Origin of the sequence: Pedobacter sp. Leaf132, assembly GCF_920984695.1 — a bacterium.
GTDB lineage: Bacteria > Bacteroidota > Bacteroidia > Sphingobacteriales > Sphingobacteriaceae > Pedobacter.
The window spans coordinates 24,961-42,463 of record NZ_CAKLBO010000014.1; the positions used below are offsets into that span (position 1 = coordinate 24,961).

Genomic DNA, 17,503 nt, shown 5'->3' on the forward strand with positions numbered 1-17,503 from the left:
AACACCGCTTAATTACGAGCAATTATGTGTTTTATCTATGCTTATAATTTCTATTTAGCTGCATTCTCTATTAAAGAAAACAAATATTTTAAAGCATTTTCATGTCCGTTTGGTATTTCAGCACTAATATCTGCCGAAACCAGATTTCCTTTAATTGGGTTAGATTTCATATACACATTCCCCATCTTCCCCAAAGTTTCGTTAAATTTTTTAGCGGTTTCTTCGCCTCCAAATTCTTCTGACGGCACTTTACCAACCAAATTTTTAGCGTTAAATAAAAAACTGAAGTTATTTTTAGCCAATAAATTTTTGTGCATTTTGCTAGGTGAAGCATTAAAGCTGTTATTGCTAATGCTTTGCATTTCTGTTAAAGAATTGCCAAAGAACACAATGCCATCTTTAATCATAAAATAAATATCTACCGGACTTTTTTTCTCTTCGATTTTATAGATGTTTTCTTTAACACTTACATAATTTTTGTTAATGCCATATTTAATCAACTTGTTCATCAATCTATTATCTTCTGAAGAAAACATCAATAAGAAATCTGGCAGTGTTTCTTTCTTGGTTTTGGTTACCTCTTTACGATTATAATCATCATCATACTCGTATGATGTATAAGTTACATCTTTACTGTTTAATCCGTTGATAACAAATAAAGCATCTCCTTTTATTACCTCACTAACCGCTTCTTCATCTAACAAAAGAGAAAATAAATCAGTTCCTAATTCAATTTCTTCATCTAAACTTTTGCCTAAAAAAGAACCATAGGTTTGTTTTATAAGCTTAGGAAATTCTTCTAAATAGGCTTTGGTATCGATAGAATAACCCATAAAACCAATTGCTTTTTCGCTGTCTACATATTTCAGGAATTTTTTGTTCAGTTTCCTGTTCATTATTTTTTTGTAGGCATCAGCTTGTTCTTTGGCCAATTCTAAACCTGTAGAAATACGAAAACTTTTATCATCCATAAACAGTTTTGCATTTAAACTGCCATAACCTTTCATTATTCCGGCTTTGCCGTAAGTGCCAAATTCTGGAGCGATAGAATTATAAACATCTTGTAAACTCGAAACCCAGAGTTCGGCAATTGCTTTATTATCCAAACTTGAAGTATAAGATTTATTGTTTTCGATAGATTCGTAATTTCCAGCAAATACCTTATCTGCCTGTTCGGTCATCCAAACGAAAGCCAGCCGCTTCATTTTTGCATCTTGTTCAGCTCTTTCTTTTTGATATTCATCGTATTGCTCATCATAATTTTTTGTTACTGTTGTATCATCGCCCTTGGTATCCGTCATAATAACAGCTTCCTCTTCCTCTACAATTTTTGGCTGAACTTTTTTGGCTTTGGCTGTTACCTTCCTCTTGGCAGAACTTTTTTTGGCTTTAGCTTTTGATATTGCCCCCTTTTTTGTAACTGCCTTTTTCTGAACTTTGGCTTTAATAACCGGCGGTGCTTCTACATCTTCCACCATAACAGGTTCATCAATTGTGGTGATGTAGGTAGAATCTACAGCAACTACTGCACTATCGTTGGCATAATCGTACATGCTTTGAAACCTTACATCTTTAATTCCGTATTTCGCCGATTTAACAGAATCAGCAAAAAAAGAACTTTTAATGCTTCCGGTTACGAAATACATCATATTATTATTCCATTTAATTATGCTGGTGCTGTCTGGCAAAATCATCGTTCTGATGTCGCCATTCGTATTTATTTTATTTTCCTTGTTATTAATTAAACTTTCAAACTTGTTAGCATCCTTAAGCGGGATAAGAAAACAATTGTATGTAATACTATCATTTAACTGATTGAAGTAATACATGTTTTTATCGAGATTGATGCCGAAATCTTCAATGCTCGTAAAGTTTTTATCGAGCGATTTAGAAGTTTCTGCAAGTAGTTTTTTGCCCACAAAAGATTCGTTAAAATCTTTAACAAACATCAACTTGAAAACATTATTACCCTTAATTGTAGCGACTGTAAAGGCATTTGCAGGTATTTTCTTAACCAAATCTTGAGCGTAAGTAAGTTTGGCGCTTATTAAAATTACCAGAGCGATGAGCAGTTTTTTCATTTTATTTAGATAATTGTATTTGATTGGAGACGTTAATTTTTCCATTTATTAAATCGGTAATGCGGCTTTTAAGCATTACGGCTTTTTTAGTTTTAGATAGATTTGATAAAGGATTACTGGCACTTGCTATGGGAGTTTCAAACCGATAAATACTGGTGTAGTTAGCGCCATTAAATACCGCTTTATCTTGGTTTTTTAGTTTGTTAAACTCAGTTTTGGCAGTGCTAACAGACTGGTATTTCCTTGAAAATGTTTTAGTGGCTTTATTATAACTGTAAGATGATGTGTTGGTTGCCTTAATTTTTTGCCTGGCCAGAATGTTTTTTGTAATGTTATTGATGTTTGAAACATCTTTAAAGGTAAAACTGATGGTGGCGATATAGTTATTAAAATCAGCTGTGCTTTTTACATTTGTAAGGCCTTCAGCTTTTTTAAGATAGGCAACCGCTTCAGCTAATTCTTGCTGAATTTTTTGCTTGCTGGGTACTTTGTAGCCTTGCACACTATCTAAAAGCATTACCGATGCAACTTTAGTTTTGCTTTGGCTCAAATTTATTGTTAATAAAACATCGCCGGTGCCATCATTTCGCATAGAAATCTCTTCAACAACTTCAAAGCACGAGCTTAATATAGGTACTATAACAAGAAATAGTAAAAGTTTATAGAACTGTTTAAGGTTCATCATAATAAGAAATTAGGTTTTGCCTGGGATGTAAATCGGGGAACGATTTTAGTTGGCCAAACTTAAAAATTTATAAGCAGTTTTTTAGGCAAATCAGAAATTATTAAGCCATTTCTTTAGAATAGTTATAAATAGACTAAGCAAATGATTTTTAATCATACAAATCATCAGCTAATTGTCAATATAAAGACAAGAAAAATGTAAAAGAATATTCGCTAAGGCTATTTTTCTATCTTTGTTGCCAGCTTTTGAAACAACATATAAAATGAAAAAAAGTGCAATAATTGGATTGATTACCATTGCAATTTCTGTGGGAATCTTATTTAGCTTAAATGCAAATACTGATACTTATTCAAATTTTAACGAAGCATCAACTTCTGGTAAAGAGGAGCATGTAATGGGCTATTGGGAAAAATCTAAAGGTACTTATTATGATGCCATGAAAGACCCAAACCACTTCGGTTTTCACATGAAAGATGAAAAAGGAGAGGTGCGTGAAATTGTTTACAATGGAACGAAACCACAGGATTTTGAAAAATCTGAAAAATTAGTGCTTATCGGTAAAATGAATAAGGACAAATTTTATGCGTCGAAAATATTAATGAAATGCCCGTCTAAATACAACGATAATTTGGTTGAAATCAATAAAGATGGCAAGGTGGATACGGTAGGAAAATACGGCGAGAAAAAATATAATTAATTTAATGGATATTCAATTTGTAGGCGAAAACCTGTTACCGGGTAAAATCGGACAGTTTTTTATTGTGTTGGCGTTTAGTGCATCGTTACTTTCAACAATTGCATACTTTTATGCTAGTCGCGATAAAAATTTAGAAGATAAATCCTGGAGAAATCTCGGGCGAATTGGATTTTTAGTTAACTGGGCCAGTATTATTGGCATAGGTTCGGTATTGTTCTACCTAATTTTAGGTCATTACTACGAGTACAACTACGTTTACGATCATTCATCAAAACAACTTCCTGTTTATTATATTATTTCTGCTTTTTGGGAAGGACAAGAAGGAAGCTTTTGGCTTTGGGCATTTTGGCAATCGTTTTTAGGTGCTTTATTAATCTGGAAAGCCAAAGATTGGGAAAGCCCGGTAATGGCAGTTGTTGCATTTTCTCAAGTATTTTTAACATCGATGTTATTAGGTGTTGAAATTTTTGGCGAAAGAATCGGAAGTTCTCCATTTATCCTGTTAAGAGATGCAGTAGACTTAAAATCGCAGGCTCCTGTGGTTTTTGCTAATCCAGAAAATTTTAAAAACTACCTTAAATTTATAACCGATGGTAAAGGTTTAAATCCCTTATTGCAAAATTATTGGATGGTAATTCACCCGCCAACCTTATTTTTAGGTTTTGCAAGTATGGTAGTTCCTTTTGCTTATGCAATTGCTGCTTTATGGCAAAAAAGATATAAAGAGTGGATTAAGCCTGCAATGCCATGGACGCTTTTCGCGGTTATGATTTTAGGAACGGGAATTATTATGGGTTCTTTCTGGGCTTACGAGGCACTAAACTTTGGTGGTTTCTGGGCCTGGGATCCGGTTGAAAATGCATCATTAATCCCATGGTTAACCTTAATTGGTGCGGTACACGTAATGATTGCCTTTAAAAATACTGGCCATGCTTATTTTACGGCAATTGTATTGGTATTTTTAAGTTTCTTGTTGGTGCTTTACGCATCATTCTTAACCAGAAGTGGCATATTAGGCGATACATCTGTACACTCATTTACAGATTTGGGCATGTTCGGCCATCTCGTATTATATAATGTTGTATTTGCTGTTATCGCAGCTGTTTTAATCGTAAAACGATGGAAAGAACTTCCAATAACAACTAAAGATGAAGAAACTTATTCTCGCGAATTTTGGATGTTTATTGGCGCTTTAGTAGTAACAGTTGCCTGTATTCAAGTTATATTTTCTACTTCAGTACCGGTGTTCAATAAAGCTTTTGGCACTAATTTTTCTCCTCCAATTGATGCAATAAAATATTACAATCAATGGCAGGCACCCTTTGCGGTCTTAATTACTTTAATTTCAGGTTTTTCTCAATACTTGAAATACAAAAGAACCGACCCGCGTAAATTTTACAGTAGCTTAGTTTCGGCAATTTTATTCTCGTTAGTTATAACCGCTGCAGTTGTGTACATAACTGATATCTACACCAACACCATGTACATTCTGATTACTTTCAGCTGTATGTTTGCTATTTTATCTAATGCTAGTATTTTATATCAGGCTTTTGGTGGAAAGGCAAAATTGGCAGGTTCTGCAGTAGCGCATATTGGTTTTGCATTGTTAATTCTTGGTGCTTTAATTTCAGCGGCAACCAATAAGCCTTTATCTATTAACAGTAATAATTTTATTCCGGTTAAGGATTTTGAAAAAACTGAGAAGCCTGGTGAAAATATCATGCTTTACAAAAATGAGCCTAAGCAGATGGGCAAGTACACTGTAACTTATGTTAGCGATACAGTGCAGGCGCCAAATACCACGTACACTTTAAATTTTAAAGTAATGGATAAAGAAGGCAAGGTTAAGGAAGACTTTGATTTACATCCACATGTACAGGATAATGAAAAGATGGGTTTAATTGCATCTCCTGATACAAAACATTACTTAACTTATGATGTGTATACGCACATTACCAGTGCAGCCATAAGGAAAGAATCTCATGATGATCATGAAGGTCATTCGGATGACGAAAACTATAAAGCACCTCGTATTATAAAGGTTTCAGAGGGAGACACTGTTCACACTTCAAGTGGAATTATTACCGTTAAAGGCTTAAATAATAAACCTGTAGCTAAAGATTTAGCTTTAGCAAAAGGTGATTTTGCAGTCGGTTTGCCTTTAGAAATTAATTCAAGCGGAAAAATTTATAATACGGAGCCAATTTTTTTAATTAAAGGAAACAATACATTTGATTTTGGCCGGAAGATTGACGAATTGGATTTAAAATTCCGTTTTACCCGTGTATTGCCTGATGAGAAGAAAGTTGAACTTCAGATTTTTGAAAAACCTCAGCAAGCAAAGGATTGGGTGGTGTTTAAGGCGATTGAATTTCCTTTTATAAACCTTTATTGGGCAGGTACTATTGTAATGGTTATAGGTTTCTTACTATCTATTTTCAGAAGAAGAAAAGAAGCTAAAATTGCATAAGTATGGATATCGTATTATTAGGTTCTGGAAATGTTGCCACACATTTAGCCAAGGCATTGGTAGCCAAAGGCGAAAATATTGTTCAGGTTTACAGTCAGAATTTAAATAATGCTCAACACCTTGCTAATGAGGTAGATGCAGAAGCGATTTCGAGCTACGCAGATTTAGTAAGCACAGCTGATTTATATATTATCTCGGTAAAAGATGATGCAATTGATGAAGTTGCAGCTAAACTTTCAGGTGTTAATGGCTTGGTGGCACATACATCGGGCACTACAGATATTAATGTTTTGTCGAGGCATGGCCTAAAATGCGGCGTTTTTTATCCTTTACAAACTTTTTCTAAGGGTAAATCTATTTCTTTTGAAAATATTCCACTCTGTATTGAGGCAGATTCAAAAGATAATTTATCTCAATTAGAACATTTAGCAAATAAACTAACAAACAGCGTTTATATGTTAGATGGAGCGAAGCGCAAGGTTTTACATTTAACTGCGGTTTTTGCCTGCAATTTTCCAAATCATTTATATGCCCTGGCTGCCCAGATTTTAAATATTAACAATCTTGAGTTTGATATTATAAGACCACTAATTGCTGAAACAGCAGATAAAGTGATGACGAATATGCCAGTTGATGTTCAAACCGGACCGGCTGTTCGTAATGATCAAAACACTATAAACGAGCATTTAAACATGTTAAGTAGCCTGCCTGCATTGCAGGATATTTATCAAACTTTAAGCAACAGCATTAAAATAACACATAAATAGCACAATTGCGGCTTTTGCTTATTACTTTTGCAACACAATTATGAGCATTTTTAAACTAAAAATAAATTTTGAAGAAGCAGATCACGAATCGGTAGAATTACCAATTGCAGCCGGTGAATCTGTTTTAGACGTTTGCCTTGATAATGGTATTGATTTACAACACAACTGTGGCGGTGTTTGTGGTTGCAGCACATGCCATGTTTATGTAACCAAGGGTATGGATAATATCGAAGAAATTTCTGATAAGGAAGAAGATTTTATCGATAGAGCTGTTCGCCCGCGAATTACTTCTCGTCTGGGTTGTCAATGCATTATAATTAATGGTGATATCGAGGTTACCATTCCAGATCAATCTGGTTTTATGGGCCATTAGTCAGTCTGGAGTATTTAGTCCGAAGTGTATAGAAGTAAACATGTTCACACCTTTCGGCAATTAAAACATTTAACTTTACAATCTAACATAACATGAATAACGATAAATTTGCATTACCATTTTACTGGAACGATTATGAAGATATTGCAATGTCTTTGTATGAAAAATTTGGTGACGAATTTGGGGAAACAAAAATTTACCGCATTCGCTTTACCGAGTTATTAGAATGGGTTTTATCATTACCAAACTTTAAAGGTACCCGCGAAGAAAGTAATGAAGGTCATTTAGAGCAAATACAATCTGCCTGGGTTTACGAGTGGAGAGATAACCAAGATTAGTTTTGTTTTGTGCTTCGTGTTGCCTATTATAAGTTTAGGAAATCTAAAATACGAAGCTTAGCTTCTCAACTTTTACCTCTTAACTTTTCAACCTACAGCAAGATGTTTCTTCAAAAGCTAAAAGAAATTACCACATTCATTTTTGATGTTGATGGTGTTTTAACTGATGGTTCTGTTCAGGTAACAGATAACGGACAATCGCTTAGAACTTTTAACATTAAGGATGGTTATGCAATGCAGTTAGCTGTAAAAAAGGGTTATAATGTTTGTATAATTTCTGGCGGAGACGGTATTGCAATGGCTAAACGTTTCTTTAATCTCGGTATTAAGGATGTTTTTTTAGCCGCCGGCGATAAAGTAGAAATTTTTAATAATTACCTAAAGGAAAATCAAATTAACGCCTTAGATGTTTTATACATGGGCGATGATATTCCGGATTTGAAGGTTATGAAATTGGTAGGTTTACCAACTTGCCCTGCAGATGCTGTAGAAGAAATAAAAGCCATTTCAACATTTATATCGCCATATAATGGTGGCAAAACTGCCGTACGCGACATTATCGAAAAAGTAATGAAAGTACAAGGCAAATGGTATGATGAAAATCCGCTGGCCGTAGATTCTGGGAAATAGCCCATTTTCAAAATTAATCAATCCTCAAGCTAAGCTGAATTCACTAGCATTGTTTTTTAATGTTTTGAAACCCAATTTTTACTTGTTCAAAATTTGTGTTTTAAGCAAATAAATATACTGCGCTTTTAATCGTAATAACTAAGTTACAACATCGGGTTAAACCTTTACTAATTGCAGAACTCCAATAAGTCTAAATTCAACTAAAAACAAATAAGATGAAAAAATTAATGATGATTTGTGCTTTGTTATTTTCAGTAATAACTTATGCAAATGCTCAGCAAGGTGGCGGACGTATGGGTGGTACACCTGAAGAGCGTGCTAAAAGAAGTACGGATATGTTAGCTGAAAAATTAAAACTTAGCGACGAGCAAAAAACTAAAGTTTTGGCAATTTACACCGCTCAAGGTGCAGAAATGGCAAAAGCTAGAGAAGCAGCAGCTGGCGACATGTCGGGTATGAGAGAGAAAATGACGAAAATGAATGAAGAAACCAACACCAAAATTGATGGTGTTTTAACGGCAGAACAAAAACCTGCTTTTAAAGCTTGGTTAGATGAACGCAAAAAAGCAATGGAAGCCCGTATGCAAGGTGGCGGACAATAATTTTTTTAGTAAAAAATTTGAATAAGAAAGCGGCTTTAGGTCGCTTTTCTTATTTTTGCCTCATTCAAATTAGATATTTATAATGCTTCAGGATTTATCAATTGTACTCGCCTCAAAATCGCCACGCCGGCAAGAACTTTTAAAGCTTATGGGCTTAAATTTTAAAGTAGAGTTAAAAGATGTAGATGAAAGCTATCCTGAAAATTTAAAACCTGATGAAATTGCTGTTTACATATCTGAAAAAAAAGCTAAAGCCTTTAAGTTTGAGCATGAAATTGTGATAACAGCTGATACAATTGTGGCTTTAAATGGCGAGATTTTGGGTAAACCAAAAAACAGAGAACATGCACAGGAAATGCTTGCTAAATTATCAGGAAACAAACACGAGGTTTACACAGGTGTTACCATCGTAAAAGGCGATAAAATTTCATCATTTTATGATAAAACCGAAGTTGAATGTAGAGTGGTAAGTAGTGAAGAAATAGATTTTTACATTGATAATTTTAAACCTTACGATAAGGCTGGTAGTTATGGCGTGCAAGATTGGTGGGGTTTGGCAGTTGTAAAGCGCATGAATGGCTCATACACTAATGTGATGGGCTTACCTACCGAAAAATTGTATGGCGCATTGCTGAAATTTACTTTATAGATTAAATCATTGATGCAAGAACACCCATTTTCAAATCATAAGTAGATAATTTTAGCTGATTAATTTTTGTTCGGCCTAATACGTAATTCGTTAACAGGGACGCAATTACAATCATATCTACCCTTAAAGGAATAAGGCCCGGCAATTCTGTTCTTTGCTGATGAGTACTGTTTAGTAGCCTCAAAGTGGTTTCTATGTAGTCATCATAATTAATATCGTACGTTTTAATGTTTTCGATTGATATATTTTGGTTATTTTTTATGATGATAAGCTCTGCAAATGTTTCAAATGCACCCGCAGAACCAATTAAAATTTGTGGCTGATGCTTTTCGCAAACCTCAAATAAATCTTGTAATTGGGTTTGTATGTGGAAAAGGATAGCATTTTTATCATCATCAGAAATTGGGTCTGATTTAAAAAATTGCTGAAGCAAGCGGGCTGCACCAATGTTGTAACTCTTTTTCCAAATTAATGATTGTGTATCGCAGAGAATAAATTCTACGCTTCCGCCGCCAATATCCATTATTAACGATAAATCTTTTATCGCTCCGCTAAGTTTAACGGACTTGTAAATCAGTTCAGCTTCTTCTTCGCCTGTTATGGTTTCAATTTCTATTAAAGCTTCATTTTTTGCAGCGTTTACAAAATCTTGGCCATTTTTTGCACTTCTTACAGCAGATGTTGCAGTTGCTCTTAATCTATCAACATTAAATTCATCTATCGTTTTGCGGAATCCCTTTAAAGCATTAATGCCTCTATCAAATGCAAGAGGAATAATTAAATTTTGATTTATTTTTCCTTCTCCAAGTTTTACAGCAACATTGGTTTTATAAATTAACTCAAATTTCTCATATACAAATTCTGCAATTATTAAATGAAATGTATTTGTACCTATATCTATTACCGCAAAACGCATGTTTTATAATTTTTTACATATATTTCTCGGAGTAGCTTTAAATAGCCATGCAAACAAACGCCATCTACTGCTTACGTAAATTACGCTTTTTTTCTGTTCAATACCTTTTATAATTTGTCTGGCTGCTTTTGCTACGGGTGTTACCCAAAATAATTTGTCGCCCTTTGCCATTGCGGTATCAACATAGCCAGGCCTCACATCCAAAATATTTATGGGTAACTTCATTTGATAAGCCTTACGGTAAAGCGCTTCCATGTAGTTTATCTGGTAAGATTTGGATGCATTATAAGCTGGTGCAATGTTATTGCCCCTTAAACCTGCTATTGATGTAATTGCTGCAATTTGTCCATGTTGCTGATTAGAAATATAATAAAAGGCCCAATTGATAACATTTGTAAACGACATTACATTTGTACGAATGGTATTTTGCTCTATAACATTGTTTAGTTCTTCATTTACATCGCCGATACCTGCACTGTAGATAAATATATCCAAGCCACCCAATCTTTCAACCAACTCATTTAAGTTATCAATAAGATTTTCATCGTCGTTAACATCAAAACACGATGTGCAGATTTTTTCAGGATTACTACGCTCTATCTCGTTTAACAATAACTGCCTTTTGCCCGTAATTCCAACCTGATAATTTAATGCTGCCATTTGTCTGGCTAATTGTTCTCCAATACCAGATGTAGCACCAATAATGATAACTTTCTTCACAAAAAAATAGTTTTTAGCTGCCGTAAAGTTAAAATGAAATTAGAGTATTCTTTGTATGTTTAAATCGATATAGCTTGAATATATCTCTACATTAATTTTTGTACCAAAACCATTTAAAAACTTCTTTCAAGCTAGGTTTTTTGCCATACATTAAAATACCAACGCGGTAAATTCTTGCGGCAAACCAAACCGTTCCTATAAATCCAACTATTAAAATACCCATTGATAAACCTAATTCCCAGGCAGGCACGCCATAGGGTAGGCGTACAGCCATCGCAATAGGAGAGGTAAAGGGAATCATCGATAACCAAAAAGCTATATTTCCGTATGGGTCGTTAGTTACTACACTTAATGATAATGCGTAGCCAAGCAGTAGCGGCATCATTACCGGCATCATAAACTGTTGTGTTTCTGTTTCACTGTCTACAGCCGAACCAATTGCGGCATAAAGCGCACTGTAAAAAAGGTATCCACCTAAAAAGTAAAAGATGAAGATGCTTATTATTTTACCAAGCTCTAAATTTTGAATACTTTGTTGGATATTTCCAATCGGGCCATCACTTAGCGCAGCTTTTTGTATTTGTTGTGCAGACGGATTGACCGGTCCAACCTGGCTATTGGCCACTATTTTTTTAGCATCTTCTTTATTTACAAAAATACCTACGGCCACGGCCGAAATAGAAAAGGTTAATATTATCCAAAGTAAAAATTGAGTTAAGCCAACCATGGCTATTCCAATAATTTTACCCAGCATTAGCTGAAATGGTTTAACTGAAGAAATCATAACCTCAATAATTCGGCTGGTTTTTTCTTCGATAACGCCACGCATAACCTGTACGCCGTAGAGCATAATAAACATGAACATCAGTACGCCTGCTACAAATGCGATTATTGTACTGGCGCCTGCACTGCTGCTTTCCTCTTCACCTTTATCACTAATTTTTTTTGTGTTGATATTGATATTGCTCTTCAGATTATCTAAATCTTTCTGCGATATTCCGGAACGTTTTAATTTATAATCCCGAATTAAATCTTCAATTGAGTCTGATATTCGACCATCAAGTGTTAAACCTGCCTGTTTTTTTCCAACAAGTTCTATGCCTTTGGGTGCATTTATATCAAAATCGGGCAGGAGTAAAATATAATCATAGCCACTTTTGTTCAAGTTTGCCTTTAACTTATCAAAAGGTTGATTTACATATTCGTACGTTACGTTTTTATTGGAGGCGAGTTGTTCTGTTAAGGTTTTATTTTGATTGATAACAGCGATTTTATCAGTTTTATCATTAATACCTTTGATAGAAAAATAAATAATCAGGCCATAAAAGCCCGCAATGATTAAGGGTGTTAAAAAAGTCATTATAATAAATGATTTCTTTTTAACCCTCGATAGATATTCCCGTTGTATAATGAGTAAAGTTTTGTTCATCATTTAGTTTTTACACGTTCAATAAAAATATCATTCATGCTGGGCACAACTTCCTCTAAGTGGGTTATATCTACCTTCGGAAGCATAAACCTTAAAACATCATTAGCAGTGTAATTGCTCTTTAATTTAAATTTCAATCTGGAAACGTTTTTAAATTCGCTTCTTTCTTCAATTTCGAATATTTCATTATTATCAAAATTCTCATTGCCAACAAATTCAATGGTGTAAGTATTGTTTCTGTACGATGCTTTTATTTCGTCTACACTACCATCTAGTATTTTTTTCGATTTATGTATCAGGGCAATATTATCGCATAATTCTTCCACGCTTTCCATTCGGTGTGTAGAAAATATAAAGGTTGTTCCTTTTGCGTTTAATTCTAATATCTCGTTCTTTATTAAATCAGCATTAACAGGGTCGAAACCCGAAAATGGTTCGTCCAGAATAATAAGTTCCGGGTTATGCAAAATGGTTGCTACAAACTGAACTTTCTGTTGCATACCTTTGCTTAAATCTTCAACCTTCTTATTCCACCAGCTACCCATATCTAATTTTTCGAACCAAAATTTAATGCGTTTGGTTGCTTCAGCAGTTGATAAACCTTTTAGTTTGGATAAATAGAGCACTTGTTCGCCAATCTCCATTTTTTTGTACAAGCCGCGTTCTTCGGGCAGGTAACCAATTTGATTAATGTGGTTAGAATTTAGTTTTTTGCCATTAAAAATTACTTCGCCACTATCGGGCGCTGTAATTTGAGTTATAATTCTAATTAACGATGTTTTGCCAGCTCCATTTGGCCCAAGTAAACCAAAGATTTTTCCTTGCTCAACATTCAGACTTACATCATCTAGCGCTATGTGGTTGGAATATTTTTTAACAATATTTTTTACGTCAAGCATTACGGTTAATGTTTTTGATTATTAGTCGGTAAAATTGATTAAACGTTACAAATTTCTTAACACTTAACGCCATTGTTACCATTAAATATCTGAAAACTTTAGGCGAAAAACCATGATGTTATAATTAGAAATTTTTTGATTTTTTATTTTCGTGTAATAAAGTAAATAGTTTTTCGTTATAAATTACTAAAATTCAGTGTTTTATAGATGAAGATCCTCATTCTTTTCATTTAATTAAGCAGTCTGCTTTTTATATGATTTGATATATTTTATTTTCGATGCTTTCGCAAAGCGATTAAAAATTTTTATCATTATAATTCTAACCAAATAGTATGTTACATCAGTTAAATAATCTAAATGATGCTAGTAAAGAAAAAATTAGCCGTAGCAACGTAGTTAAATTTAGAACTAGCTCAGGCTCTTTGGTTACGCATTTAATTTCTGATAGAACAGATTTACTCAAGAAATTTTTCCAGCGGAAAGATGATAAACCTTATGAAGCAAAAGTAGTTTCCATGAAATATACTAAATTTCATAAATCAGAGCAGGATTTAATCGAAAGGTTTGGCACTATTGCTTTTGATAAGCAGATAAATATTGCTAAAGTCATTGGCGATAATGCCTGGAGTTTAGATATGGTTAATGAGAAAATTAATTTTGGTAACGAGATTGAATTTTCATTTAAAATTTTGGGTTCATATTCTCGTACAACTAATACCTGGTTGTGGGCCTGGGCAAATACTGCAGTAGGGCATGATGAAAAATCTTTACTTCATGCAAATGAATTAAAAGCCTATGGTGAAGAAAATGACATAGAATTTTTAAAACTTGATAGTTTTGAAGCCACAAATATTGATATGCATTTAATTGGGTTAACAGCTTCGGGCCTTTTTAAAACTACTGGTTACTATATAGCCGATTATGGTGCCGGAGCAATGGTTTTTACCATTCAAAACGATGAAATTAATAAATTTGATGATGACGAACTTGGTAGAATATTAACTGTATTTAATCAATTTATAGCTGATTTTGAGATTGACCAAATTCGTGCTTTTAAATTTTATTTAAAAGAAAAAGGCTACGACGTTGTTGAAGAAAAAAATAAGATAATAGGTACAAAACTTGAAAAAGTTGTTTCGGCTGAATTTGATAACAAAAATTCACGAATAGAAATTAAAGCTTAAATCGCAGATATTTGACCATAAAAAAAGCCGATACTTATTAAAAGTATCGGCTTTGCTATTATATTTATTTTATTCAAAATATTCTTTCATTCTATCGAAGAAACTTTTTTCATTTTTACCAGGTTGTGGTTTAAAGTTAGCAGAATCTCTTAGCTTTTCTAACATGCTGCGTTCTTCGCTGCTTAATGCCTTAGGTGTCCAAACATTTATATGGATAATCTCATCACCTCTGTGATAGGAATTTACTTCTGGTAAACCCTTGCCTTTAAGGCGTAATAATTTTCCACTTTGTGTGCCTGGTTCAATTTTAATCTTCGCTTTACCATCAATGGTTGGCACTTCTATGCTCATACCTAGTGCGGCATCAACAAAGCTTAAATGCAAATCATAAACAATATTATTGCCTTCGCGTTTTAAGGTTTCGTGTTGTGTTTCTTCGATTAAAATAATTAAATCGCCTGGTACGCCACCATTGGGAGCTGCATTACCTTTACCACTCATGCTTAATTGCATGCCTTCGCTTACACCAGCAGGAATGTTTATGGTAATGGTTTCTTCACCACGTACAACACCATCACCATGGCAAACATTACATTTTGCAGTAATTTGTTGTCCGCTGCCATTACAAGTAGGGCAGGTAGATGCAGTTTGCATCTGACCTAAAATGGTATTGGTTACTCTACGAACTTGTCCGCTACCGCCACAAGTTCCGCAAGTATTTACTGATGATTTATCTTTGGCGCCGGTACCATCGCAGGTTTTACAAGAAATTAACTTGTTAACCTTAATTTTTTTCTCAGCTCCGTGTGCAATTTCTTCTAAAGTAAGCTTTACTTTAATACGAAGATTTGAGCCTTTTGCAACTCTACGGCCGCCACGTTGCTGGCCACCACCTCCGCCGCCTCCAAAAAAGCTTTCGAAAGGGTTATGACCTCCAAATATATCGCCAAACTGGCTGAATATGTCGTCCATATTCATGTTGCCACCGCCGTAACCACCCGAAGCGCTACTGCCTACGCCAGCATGTCCGAATTGATCGTAACGCTGCTTTTTCTCAGCACTGCTTAATACTTCATAAGCTTCAGCAGCCTCTTTAAACATATCTTCGGCAGCTTTATCTCCGGGATTTTTATCCGGATGATATTTAATTGCCATTTTACGATAAGCTTTTTTTATCTCATCTGCTGATGCGCTTTTGGTTACGCCAAGTACATCATAATAGTCTCTTTTACTCATTTTCTTTTTTAATGATTGAATGCTTAAATGAATGGATGATGGAATGTTTATAATATTCTTTCATCCAAAATTCTATCATTCAAAATTAATTACGCTCCAACTACAACTTTTGCAAAACGGATAACCGAATCGTTCAAAGTATATCCCTTTTCTACCTCGTCAATCACTTTTCCTTTTAATTCTTCTGTTGGTGCAGGAATATTCGTAATCGCTTCGTGGAAATCAGTGTTAAAATCATTATTGATGCTTTCTACATCTTTAAGACCTTTTTGCGCTAAAGTATTTTTTAACTTACTGCTAACCAATAATATACCTTCTTTAACAGGTGCAACCTCGGTTGCAGTTTCCATGGCCTTTAAAGCACGGTCAAAGTCATCAAGAACGGGTAATAGCGAAACAATTACATCTTTACCAGCTGTTTGCAATAACTCTACACGTTCTTTTTGGGTACGGCGTTTATAGTTATCAAACTCTGCATACAAGCGCAAGTATTTATCATTAAGTTGTTGAACTTCAGCCTGAAGTTTTTCTTCAATACTTTGTTCTTCAACCTTTTCTGTTTTTTCTTGTGCATCAGCATTCTCTACATTTTCTGGTGTAGCGTTTTCTGATGTATTTTCAGTATTCATTATATTTTCTTCTGTATCGTTATTTTTCTTCTTATTAAACATAATTTGAGGCTGAATTTTTTGGGTAAGTACACAACTATTTTGCCATTAACACAAATCAGCCAAGCTGACAGATTTATTTGCATTTATCTGACCAGATTGGCTGATTGACTGACAAGGGATTGCCGAGTTTGATTAAAGATTTTAGATATATAGAATCTTAAATCTAAATCATATTTTTTCTAAAAATTGGACTTAAATCTTAAATCTAAAATTAATTTAAGCTATTTGAGCATCTTCATGCACAACTCCATTTTCGCATTTGATAATTCTCGATGGAAAAGTTCTGATGATGTGATAATCGTGGGTTGCCATTAAAACTGCTGTACCATTTTGGCTAATTTGCTTCAAAAGGGTCACAATTTCTTCAGATGTTTCCGGGTCTAAGTTTCCGGTTGGTTCATCGGCTAAAATAATTTCGGGGTCGTTAAGTAAAGCACGGGCAATAACAATTCTTTGCTGTTCTCCACCCGAAATTTCGTGAGGCATTTTTTTAATTTTAGAACGTAATCCAACTTTATCCAGAACATCTTTTATGCGTTCGTTAATTAAGTTTTGGTCTTTCCAACCGGTTGCTCTAAGTACAAATTCAAGGTTTTTTTCTATTGTTCTATCTGTTAATAGCTGAAAATCCTGAAAAACTACACCTAATTTTCGGCGCAAAAACGGAACTTGATTTTCGGTTAAATTTTTAAGGTCGAAGCCGGCAATGTTGCCATTTCCATTACCAATATGTAAATCGCCATATAATATTTTAAGTAAACTGCTCTTTCCAGAACCTGTTTGCCCAATTAAGAAAACGAATTCATCTTTTTCTATATGTAAATTTACGTTTGATAATACTAAGTGTTTCTGTTGAAAAACATCAACATTATTTAAATGAATTACTGCGTTGCCTGCCATTTTATATTTCTAATTTAGCCATCTGCCCAAAAGGTAAATCTTTTACCATTTCCATAATGTAGTCCAATTTATCGCCTAAGCCTAACTTATCGAGCGATTTATCAGGTCTATCAACCCTAAAATAAGCAAGCAAAGTAAACTTATCATCTCTAAGCTGTACGTAATCAGGTATTTTGGCGATGCCTTTAACTTTTAGGATATACATTGTGTTCAAAAATAGCATTTCAAAACGATAAGCGAAAGTATGCGACTGGTT

19 protein-coding genes are annotated in these 17,503 nt (G+C 34.3%); 9 read left to right on the forward strand and 10 right to left on the reverse strand.

Annotated elements, in window-relative coordinates; all coding sequences use genetic code 11:
* Positions 1–50 precede the first annotated feature (50 nt).
* Together LUA86_RS18335 and LUA86_RS18340 are read right to left on the reverse strand one after the other, a co-directional pair.
* The gene (locus LUA86_RS18335) at positions 51–2,081 is read right to left on the reverse strand and encodes a hypothetical protein (protein WP_231465526.1); all 2,031 of its coding nucleotides are present in this window, start codon (positions 2,079–2,081) and stop codon (positions 51–53) included.
* A 1-nt stretch (position 2,082) separates the two neighbouring features.
* Positions 2,083–2,766, reverse strand: coding sequence for a hypothetical protein (locus tag LUA86_RS18340; RefSeq protein WP_231465528.1), 684 nt, complete (start codon positions 2,764–2,766; stop codon positions 2,083–2,085).
* A gap of 262 nt (positions 2,767–3,028) precedes the next feature.
* Between LUA86_RS18340 and LUA86_RS18345 the strand changes: the two genes are divergently transcribed.
* The 8 genes from LUA86_RS18345 to LUA86_RS18380 all read left to right on the forward strand — a co-directional run bounded on the left by LUA86_RS18345 (position 3,029) and on the right by LUA86_RS18380 (position 9,292).
* Positions 3,029–3,463 carry a cytochrome c maturation protein CcmE gene (locus tag LUA86_RS18345; RefSeq protein WP_231465530.1) on the forward strand — a complete coding sequence of 145 codons (435 nt, stop codon included), beginning with the start codon at positions 3,029–3,031 and terminating at the stop codon, positions 3,461–3,463.
* A gap of 4 nt (positions 3,464–3,467) precedes the next feature.
* Positions 3,468–5,933, forward strand: coding sequence for a heme lyase CcmF/NrfE family subunit (locus tag LUA86_RS18350; protein WP_231465531.1), 2,466 nt, complete (start codon positions 3,468–3,470; stop codon positions 5,931–5,933).
* A 2-nt stretch (positions 5,934–5,935) separates the two neighbouring features.
* Positions 5,936–6,700: a Rossmann-like and DUF2520 domain-containing protein gene (locus LUA86_RS18355; RefSeq protein WP_231465533.1), complete on the forward strand. Its 765-nt coding sequence runs from the start codon at positions 5,936–5,938 to the stop codon at positions 6,698–6,700.
* Between the two features lie 40 nt (positions 6,701–6,740).
* Positions 6,741–7,073 (forward strand): 2Fe-2S iron-sulfur cluster-binding protein, encoded by a 333-nt coding sequence (locus LUA86_RS18360; protein ID WP_231465535.1) that lies wholly within the window; start codon positions 6,741–6,743, stop codon positions 7,071–7,073.
* Between the two features lie 92 nt (positions 7,074–7,165).
* Positions 7,166–7,411, forward strand: a complete 246-nt coding sequence (gene iscX, locus LUA86_RS18365) for a Fe-S cluster assembly protein IscX (RefSeq protein ID WP_231465537.1) — start codon at positions 7,166–7,168, stop codon at positions 7,409–7,411.
* Between the two features lie 102 nt (positions 7,412–7,513).
* Positions 7,514–8,041, forward strand: a complete 528-nt coding sequence (locus LUA86_RS18370) for an HAD family hydrolase (RefSeq protein ID WP_231465539.1) — start codon at positions 7,514–7,516, stop codon at positions 8,039–8,041.
* 215 nt (positions 8,042–8,256) lie between these two features.
* Entirely contained in the window at positions 8,257–8,643 is a 387-nt protein-coding gene (locus tag LUA86_RS18375; RefSeq protein ID WP_231465541.1) for a hypothetical protein, read from the forward strand.
* Between the two features lie 82 nt (positions 8,644–8,725).
* A complete protein-coding gene (locus tag LUA86_RS18380) occupies positions 8,726–9,292 on the forward strand; it encodes a nucleoside triphosphate pyrophosphatase (protein ID WP_231465543.1) in 567 nt (188 codons plus the stop codon).
* 1 nt (position 9,293) lies between these two features.
* On the opposite strand, the gene LUA86_RS18385 is transcribed toward LUA86_RS18380, so the two are convergent.
* From LUA86_RS18385 to LUA86_RS18400, 4 genes are all read right to left on the reverse strand, one after another.
* Positions 9,294–10,208, reverse strand: a complete 915-nt coding sequence (locus tag LUA86_RS18385; RefSeq protein WP_231465545.1) for an exopolyphosphatase — start codon at positions 10,206–10,208, stop codon at positions 9,294–9,296.
* Positions 10,209–10,211: 3 nt separating this feature from the next.
* Positions 10,212–10,928, reverse strand: a complete 717-nt coding sequence (locus LUA86_RS18390; protein ID WP_231465547.1) for an SDR family NAD(P)-dependent oxidoreductase — start codon at positions 10,926–10,928, stop codon at positions 10,212–10,214.
* A gap of 91 nt (positions 10,929–11,019) precedes the next feature.
* Positions 11,020–12,357 (reverse strand): ABC transporter permease, encoded by a 1,338-nt coding sequence (locus LUA86_RS18395; RefSeq protein WP_370634397.1) that lies wholly within the window; start codon positions 12,355–12,357, stop codon positions 11,020–11,022.
* The gene (locus LUA86_RS18400; RefSeq protein WP_231465551.1) at positions 12,357–13,256 is read right to left on the reverse strand and encodes an ABC transporter ATP-binding protein; all 900 of its coding nucleotides are present in this window, start codon (positions 13,254–13,256) and stop codon (positions 12,357–12,359) included. Before LUA86_RS18400 ends, LUA86_RS18395 begins: the two co-directional genes overlap by 1 nt.
* Before the next feature lie 332 nt (positions 13,257–13,588).
* Between LUA86_RS18400 and LUA86_RS18405 the strand changes: the two genes are divergently transcribed.
* Positions 13,589–14,440 (forward strand): DUF6882 domain-containing protein, encoded by an 852-nt coding sequence (locus LUA86_RS18405; protein WP_231465552.1) that lies wholly within the window; start codon positions 13,589–13,591, stop codon positions 14,438–14,440.
* A gap of 69 nt (positions 14,441–14,509) precedes the next feature.
* On the opposite strand, the gene dnaJ is transcribed toward LUA86_RS18405, so the two are convergent.
* From dnaJ to LUA86_RS18425, 4 genes are all read right to left on the reverse strand, one after another.
* Positions 14,510–15,676, reverse strand: a complete 1,167-nt coding sequence (gene dnaJ, locus LUA86_RS18410; protein WP_231465554.1) for a molecular chaperone DnaJ — start codon at positions 15,674–15,676, stop codon at positions 14,510–14,512.
* A gap of 89 nt (positions 15,677–15,765) precedes the next feature.
* A complete protein-coding gene (locus LUA86_RS18415) occupies positions 15,766–16,347 on the reverse strand; it encodes a nucleotide exchange factor GrpE (RefSeq protein WP_231465556.1) in 582 nt (193 codons plus the stop codon).
* 216 nt (positions 16,348–16,563) lie between these two features.
* Positions 16,564–17,247 carry a cell division ATP-binding protein FtsE gene (locus LUA86_RS18420; protein WP_231465558.1) on the reverse strand — a complete coding sequence of 228 codons (684 nt, stop codon included), beginning with the start codon at positions 17,245–17,247 and terminating at the stop codon, positions 16,564–16,566.
* Position 17,248: 1 nt separating this feature from the next.
* Complete coding sequence (locus LUA86_RS18425; protein WP_231465560.1) at positions 17,249–17,452, reverse strand: fructose-6-phosphate aldolase; 204 nt, start codon at positions 17,450–17,452, stop codon at positions 17,249–17,251.
* Positions 17,453–17,503: the final 51 nt, after the last annotated feature.

What these genes read in the sequence shown, in the direction of transcription:
- LUA86_RS18405 (WP_231465552.1), top strand. Translation starts at nt 13,589, where the DNA reads ATGTTACATCAGTTAAATAATCTAAATGATGCTAGTAAAGAAAAAATT.
- LUA86_RS18415 (WP_231465556.1), bottom strand. Translation starts at nt 16,347, where the DNA reads ATGTTTAATAAGAAGAAAAATAACGATACAGAAGAAAATATAATGAAT.
- LUA86_RS18400 (WP_231465551.1), bottom strand. Translation starts at nt 13,256, where the DNA reads ATGCTTGACGTAAAAAATATTGTTAAAAAATATTCCAACCACATAGCG.
- LUA86_RS18370 (WP_231465539.1), top strand. Translation starts at nt 7,514, where the DNA reads ATGTTTCTTCAAAAGCTAAAAGAAATTACCACATTCATTTTTGATGTT.
- LUA86_RS18395 (WP_370634397.1), bottom strand. Translation starts at nt 12,357, where the DNA reads ATGAACAAAACTTTACTCATTATACAACGGGAATATCTATCGAGGGTT.
- LUA86_RS18420 (WP_231465558.1), bottom strand. Translation starts at nt 17,247, where the DNA reads ATGGCAGGCAACGCAGTAATTCATTTAAATAATGTTGATGTTTTTCAA.
- iscX (WP_231465537.1), top strand. Translation starts at nt 7,166, where the DNA reads ATGAATAACGATAAATTTGCATTACCATTTTACTGGAACGATTATGAA.
- dnaJ (WP_231465554.1), bottom strand. Translation starts at nt 15,676, where the DNA reads ATGAGTAAAAGAGACTATTATGATGTACTTGGCGTAACCAAAAGCGCA.
- LUA86_RS18345 (WP_231465530.1), top strand. Translation starts at nt 3,029, where the DNA reads ATGAAAAAAAGTGCAATAATTGGATTGATTACCATTGCAATTTCTGTG.
- LUA86_RS18355 (WP_231465533.1), top strand. Translation starts at nt 5,936, where the DNA reads ATGGATATCGTATTATTAGGTTCTGGAAATGTTGCCACACATTTAGCC.
- LUA86_RS18360 (WP_231465535.1), top strand. Translation starts at nt 6,741, where the DNA reads ATGAGCATTTTTAAACTAAAAATAAATTTTGAAGAAGCAGATCACGAA.
- LUA86_RS18340 (WP_231465528.1), bottom strand. Translation starts at nt 2,766, where the DNA reads ATGATGAACCTTAAACAGTTCTATAAACTTTTACTATTTCTTGTTATA.
- LUA86_RS18385 (WP_231465545.1), bottom strand. Translation starts at nt 10,208, where the DNA reads ATGCGTTTTGCGGTAATAGATATAGGTACAAATACATTTCATTTAATA.
- LUA86_RS18375 (WP_231465541.1), top strand. Translation starts at nt 8,257, where the DNA reads ATGAAAAAATTAATGATGATTTGTGCTTTGTTATTTTCAGTAATAACT.
- LUA86_RS18350 (WP_231465531.1), top strand. Translation starts at nt 3,468, where the DNA reads ATGGATATTCAATTTGTAGGCGAAAACCTGTTACCGGGTAAAATCGGA.
- LUA86_RS18380 (WP_231465543.1), top strand. Translation starts at nt 8,726, where the DNA reads ATGCTTCAGGATTTATCAATTGTACTCGCCTCAAAATCGCCACGCCGG.
- LUA86_RS18335 (WP_231465526.1), bottom strand. Translation starts at nt 2,081, where the DNA reads ATGAAAAAACTGCTCATCGCTCTGGTAATTTTAATAAGCGCCAAACTT.
- LUA86_RS18425 (WP_231465560.1), bottom strand. Translation starts at nt 17,452, where the DNA reads ATGTATATCCTAAAAGTTAAAGGCATCGCCAAAATACCTGATTACGTA.